This window comes from Escherichia sp. MOD1-EC5950, from assembly GCF_002965345.1.
Classification (GTDB): Bacteria; Pseudomonadota; Gammaproteobacteria; order Enterobacterales; family Enterobacteriaceae; genus Escherichia; species Escherichia marmotae.
The window spans coordinates 1-4,829 of sequence record NZ_PTSR01000063.1 but is presented as its reverse complement, the minus strand read 5'-3'; the positions used below and the strand labels follow the sequence as shown (position 1 = coordinate 4,829).

The following is a 4,829-nucleotide window of genomic DNA, read 5'->3' as shown; positions in this document are numbered from 1 at the left end:
TGAGCAGCTGAATGCAGCACGACATGTTGTACTTACAGGAGGTGGCGTTGTGTGGGGGAGAGGAAGATCCGTAACCAGGGGTTTTCGGATCTTCCTGAAGGAAAAGAAAGACTAATGCTTCTGTGGCATTAATAAAAACGGATTACTACCAAAAACACATTAATGCTTTTTTGATTACAATGTCAGGATACTGTTACAGAAAAGACAGAAATCGCTCATGGCACTCAGACGTGATTAAACATAGCTATGACAGGATCTGTCATCTCTGCATCCAGCTCCCAGAAGTGGGTTATAATACTTTTAAGTGGATCATCTGCATCTTCCCTGCAGAACGTGCAGAACATCGTATCATCAGGGTAACGGAACAGACGTAAACGACCAAAAGATGAATTCCGTACCAGTAATGAGTAATTATCCTGACAGTCCGGAACGAAATATATTGTACAGTTGCCAATCATATATTGAAGAACATGTGGCTGATATCCCTTTTCTGGTTTACTTACTCTTTTTATGCCAAGTTCATTATGTTTATCAGTGCAATATTCAAGTTCGTATAATTTCCTGGAAAAACAATCACCATACACAATGAGAGTGCAATCTTCTTCTTTTTTCATAAAAATTTTTACTTTATGAAAAAGTTCATCCAGATTGCCTATATCCTCACTCAACTGACCGCGATTAATAAAGAGTTTCCGGTGGATTGTATCAAGCATCCTGGCTGAACATGTCGTTGAGTGAATATATGCCGGATCAATTGTTTGTCCAAGATTTCTGGCCACATTCTCTTTATCAATAGGAAAACTGAACTGTTGTTTTTCCCAGCGTTCTGAAGCTCCAGCATCAGGTGTAAACTCAAAAAGAGAAAGAAGATGATCTTTCTTAATATCATCAATGACATTCTGAGAGATGTTCATATCAATCCTTCTGAAAAGATCGATATCTGCTTCTGCCTTTATAATATCTGACTTAATACTTTCTTCAAAAGCGGATATGTACATGTCCAGTGTTCTGTTAAAAAATACAACTCGCGTAGCGTACTCCTCAGGTGTCATCAGAAAATTGCCTGCTACGTCTGTCGTGTTTTTCATCAGAGATTTCAGAGTATCGACAATATATTTTTTATCAGAAAATGAGAAAATCCCTTCACTGATTGCAGTAATCACTTTTGGACTGACACTTTGTTCAGTAACAGACAGCATTACTGCTATATCAGCAAATGCAGGGTATAGTGTTTTTAAATCATCAACCCAGCCCATATAAATCCGCCCGGAAATAACCGGCCCGTTGTTGTTTCTGGTGAGTATCTCCACCATATGAGACAAGCGTGAAAACCAGTTACTGCGCTCGTCTGCATGGCAGAAAGTGAGACGTAATATAACATCAATAATATCAGTCTGACCTACTATTTCCGGAGGTAGTGTATTGTATGCACCAGTTGGAGCGACCAGTGAAGGAGACAGTAACCGTTTAATAATATTATATAAATTAACATTTTTTTGTTGTTCCAGATATCTCACTATATAAGCTGCCAGGAACAGTCGGAGATCTGTCATCACATTATACATTGTCAGGGATAGTGCGGCTTTTTCGTTATACGATGCCCCCCTCAATATGCAGGACTGACAGTTACCTGAAACCGAATGCAATAAAAAATCTGGCGTAAGAAAATGGCTGTGCCACAGATATTCTTCGTGATAATGATTATGAAACTGCCCCTGATTAAGCCACAGCGTAAACATATCAGTACTCAGATCAGTGGCATCAATATCATCAGATGTTATTGCTGTAATAAGCATTTCCATAGAGCGAAACAAATGTGATACAAGGGCCTCAGTATAGCCAGCAGTATCAACATTATTCTTAAACGTCAGACGCAACCACATATGCCAGCTTTCCCACTCGCCGATAAAATTTTGCAGCATTGCAACATAACGTTGCTTCTGGTTCACTGATAACGCCTTGTTTCCAGCATTCCAGTCAATCAGTATCTGCCAGATATCACACTGGGACTGAAGAGCCTGTTGCAACTCTCCGGTTCTGCCTTCTCCCCGATACCGGTAAAAAGACTGAGGAAGATGTATGATCTTTCGAAAATACATAGATGTGGTATCCAGTGTTTTCACCACTTCTTCTGCAAGACGGTAGAAATCATTATGAAAAGACTGGCTTAAACTTTGTGGAAAAAATGAAACGGATACATCATCAATATAATTTTTATCACCATACTGGAAACATCTTTTCAGTGTAATAAAGGTCGAAACAAGCCTGTCTGCAGCTTCCTCAAACGCCCCCAGATTTCGTTCATCCAGAGCATCATAAATTTCCCCATAAAAACCTCTGGTGAAATTTAAAAAATTTGTTTTTTCCCATTTGCTTCCACGGATAAAACAGAGCTTAAACAATTTCTCCCAGAGAGCATTATATTTGATACCGATTGTAGCAAGAATAACCACTTCGCCATTATGTATCCCCCATCCGGGTAAGACACAGACTCGTTCAGCTCCTGTTCCGACAGTTTTTAATCTCCTGAGAAGAAATAATAATGGAAGTGTATAGACATCTCTCACACGCTCATCCATTTTAAGTTTTAACTTCAGAAGGTCTGATTTTTCTTTTTTCGGAGAATTATAAACATCAACTGGGAAATTCAGCCGCCATTTCTTGTTAATATAATCACTAGGACAAATCAACCAGTTTCTTACAATAGCTGTTCTTATATGTGGTGTCACAACTTTTGAAACGAAATACTTAAGCATGATTCGATCACGCCGGCGATTATCCAGTACATTCAGACTCTGAATAAAAAACCAGACAGACAAACCGATATTCATGATCATCCAGATTATTGCCACTACAACAAGACAAATATCAAGGTATTTATCCCCCCGGGCAGACAAAAGTTCACTCACCAGAATAAACGCAGCAAGGGAAAGACCGCTCAGGCCTGCAAACATGTATCCCGAGTAAAGCTGATAAGCCGACTGGATATGCTCACGGGTCGATTTTTTCTGAAAAAGGACGCTGATCAGACCGACAACTAATGGAAAAACAATACCAATGATGGTTAATTGTCCACCCAGCAGATCTGAGAGTCCATCTGGAAGCTTTTCAACTCCCTTAAAATACTGCCTGCCAAATGGAGCCAGGACCGGCCTCAGATACAAACCAGCAAGTACAATCATTATTGCACCAACCCAGAGAATCAGCATGGCCCATCCATAATATGTAGAGCACCAGGCCAGCAGGCGTTCAAAAATATTCCAGCGATATTTTCGATACTCAGAATTCATACGTAAATTATGTCTGAGCTCACTATCAACCAGACTGCTCACGCTTTTAAACAGTTTACTAAACATAAGTAACCTTCATAACAGCATTTTTCCAATAAATTCACTGGCAGAATGATACGTTGATTTACTTATTTTTATAACAATGAATCAGGATTCAGGTTCTGGTCAGTGTTAGATCAAGTCGAATACACAACAATACTTCAAAGAAAACAGAATACAGCAATGTACTTGTTCTGTTGCTGTTATTCTGGCGATTTCAATAAAGGCACTTGCTCGCGCTCTGTCATTTTCTGAAACTCTTCATGCTGCATTTCGATTTTCCTTCTAAAATCATAACTCGCATACCTGTTCTTTTTATGTATATCCATATCTATTTTGTGACGAGTTCAAACCACAATGTTCTCACTCCCCAGGCAGCGTTGTGAAACATTTCCGCAACGGCTTTAGAGTCTGTATTAACTGCTTCGGTCATGTAGTCGCTAATACGTTCAGCGGTGATTTTCGTTATTTCATCGTAGTTCATTTTATCCCCCTACAAGGCTATTTAATGGAATACCAAACATTCAGCCTGATAACAATGCTCCAGAGTTAATACCTGCAGGATATCCTCCACACACAATCTATCTGTTTTCTCGTGTGTGCCACAGGCGCAATACATAAATAATCTGGCCAGTAAGTTCGTAACGGATTTCGTACTCGCCAGCAAAAATCCGTCTGACCTCCCTGGGTTCAAACTGAAATAACTGTTCTCCCATACGTGGATGAGTTAACAGAATGACCGGCGCCTGTGTCAGGGACTGCACCGTTCTGGCGGCAGCAGGTTTACTGGCCAGTACCAGAAAATCATATAACCGCGCCAAATCAGAAAGCGCCTTACTAGTCCACTTCAGTTCCATCAGCGTGGCACCGGTAACGGATTGTCAGTACCGAGGCTGTCCGCCCAGGCCTGTACAGCCTGATGATCGATAATCTGTCCGGATGTCACATTGTCCAGGGCTTCCAGCGTCAGGCGATTACGCTCCTCCTCCTGGGCAAGCCATGCAGAAAGCGCCTGTTTGATAATCCAGCCCCGGGAGCGTTCCAGTCTGGCGGCCATCTGGTCAACTTTATCAGCCATAAGTAATGGCACATGCGCGGTAATTACTTTTGTTGCTTGTGCACTATTGTTTTTCATTTGCATATCCGATTAGTTGTTAATCATATTTAATCATAGTGATTACATTCAGGTGGCACAAGGCAAATAATGCGCGTCAGCGCATGTAAGGCGGCACTCCGTTGTTTCATATGATACTGAAGTAAAACCGCCGAAGCCCGGCGTAAGCCGGTACAGATTGATAGATTTCACCTTACCTATCCCCAGCCCTTGTATGTAATAGGACTCGATGGCTAGCTACCATCATATGAAGCAGAGTGAGCTTGTCCCAGCCCTGAACTGTCAGACTTTGATTAGCAGCAAAAGCCTTCTGCTTCACCTTTCACGCCAGCATTAACATTGAACGGTTGCCAAGAGCGATGACTCTGCATGTACAAGGGGAATAG

At 41.3% G+C, this 4,829-nt stretch carries 3 protein-coding genes and 1 pseudogene; all 4 read right to left on the bottom strand.

Features of this window, described 5'->3' with window-relative positions; translation table 11 throughout:
* Nucleotides 1-224: 224 nt before the first annotated feature.
* On the bottom strand, nucleotides 225-3,356 hold the full coding sequence (locus tag BEA93_RS23875) for a hypothetical protein (protein ID WP_105225202.1): 3,132 nt from the start codon (nucleotides 3,354-3,356) through the stop codon (nucleotides 225-227).
* A 254-nt stretch (nucleotides 3,357-3,610) separates the two neighbouring features.
* Nucleotides 3,611-3,813, bottom strand: a pseudogene (locus BEA93_RS23870) (hypothetical protein); the annotation flags it as partial.
* 97 nt (nucleotides 3,814-3,910) lie between these two features.
* Nucleotides 3,911-4,186 (bottom strand): type II toxin-antitoxin system RelE/ParE family toxin, encoded by a 276-nt coding sequence (locus tag BEA93_RS23865; RefSeq protein ID WP_000421258.1) that lies wholly within the window; start codon nucleotides 4,184-4,186, stop codon nucleotides 3,911-3,913.
* Nucleotides 4,186-4,470, bottom strand: a complete 285-nt coding sequence (locus BEA93_RS23860) for a CopG family ribbon-helix-helix protein (protein WP_089666212.1) — start codon at nucleotides 4,468-4,470, stop codon at nucleotides 4,186-4,188. The genes BEA93_RS23865 and BEA93_RS23860 overlap by 1 nt, the downstream gene beginning before the upstream one ends.
* Nucleotides 4,471-4,829: the final 359 nt, after the last annotated feature.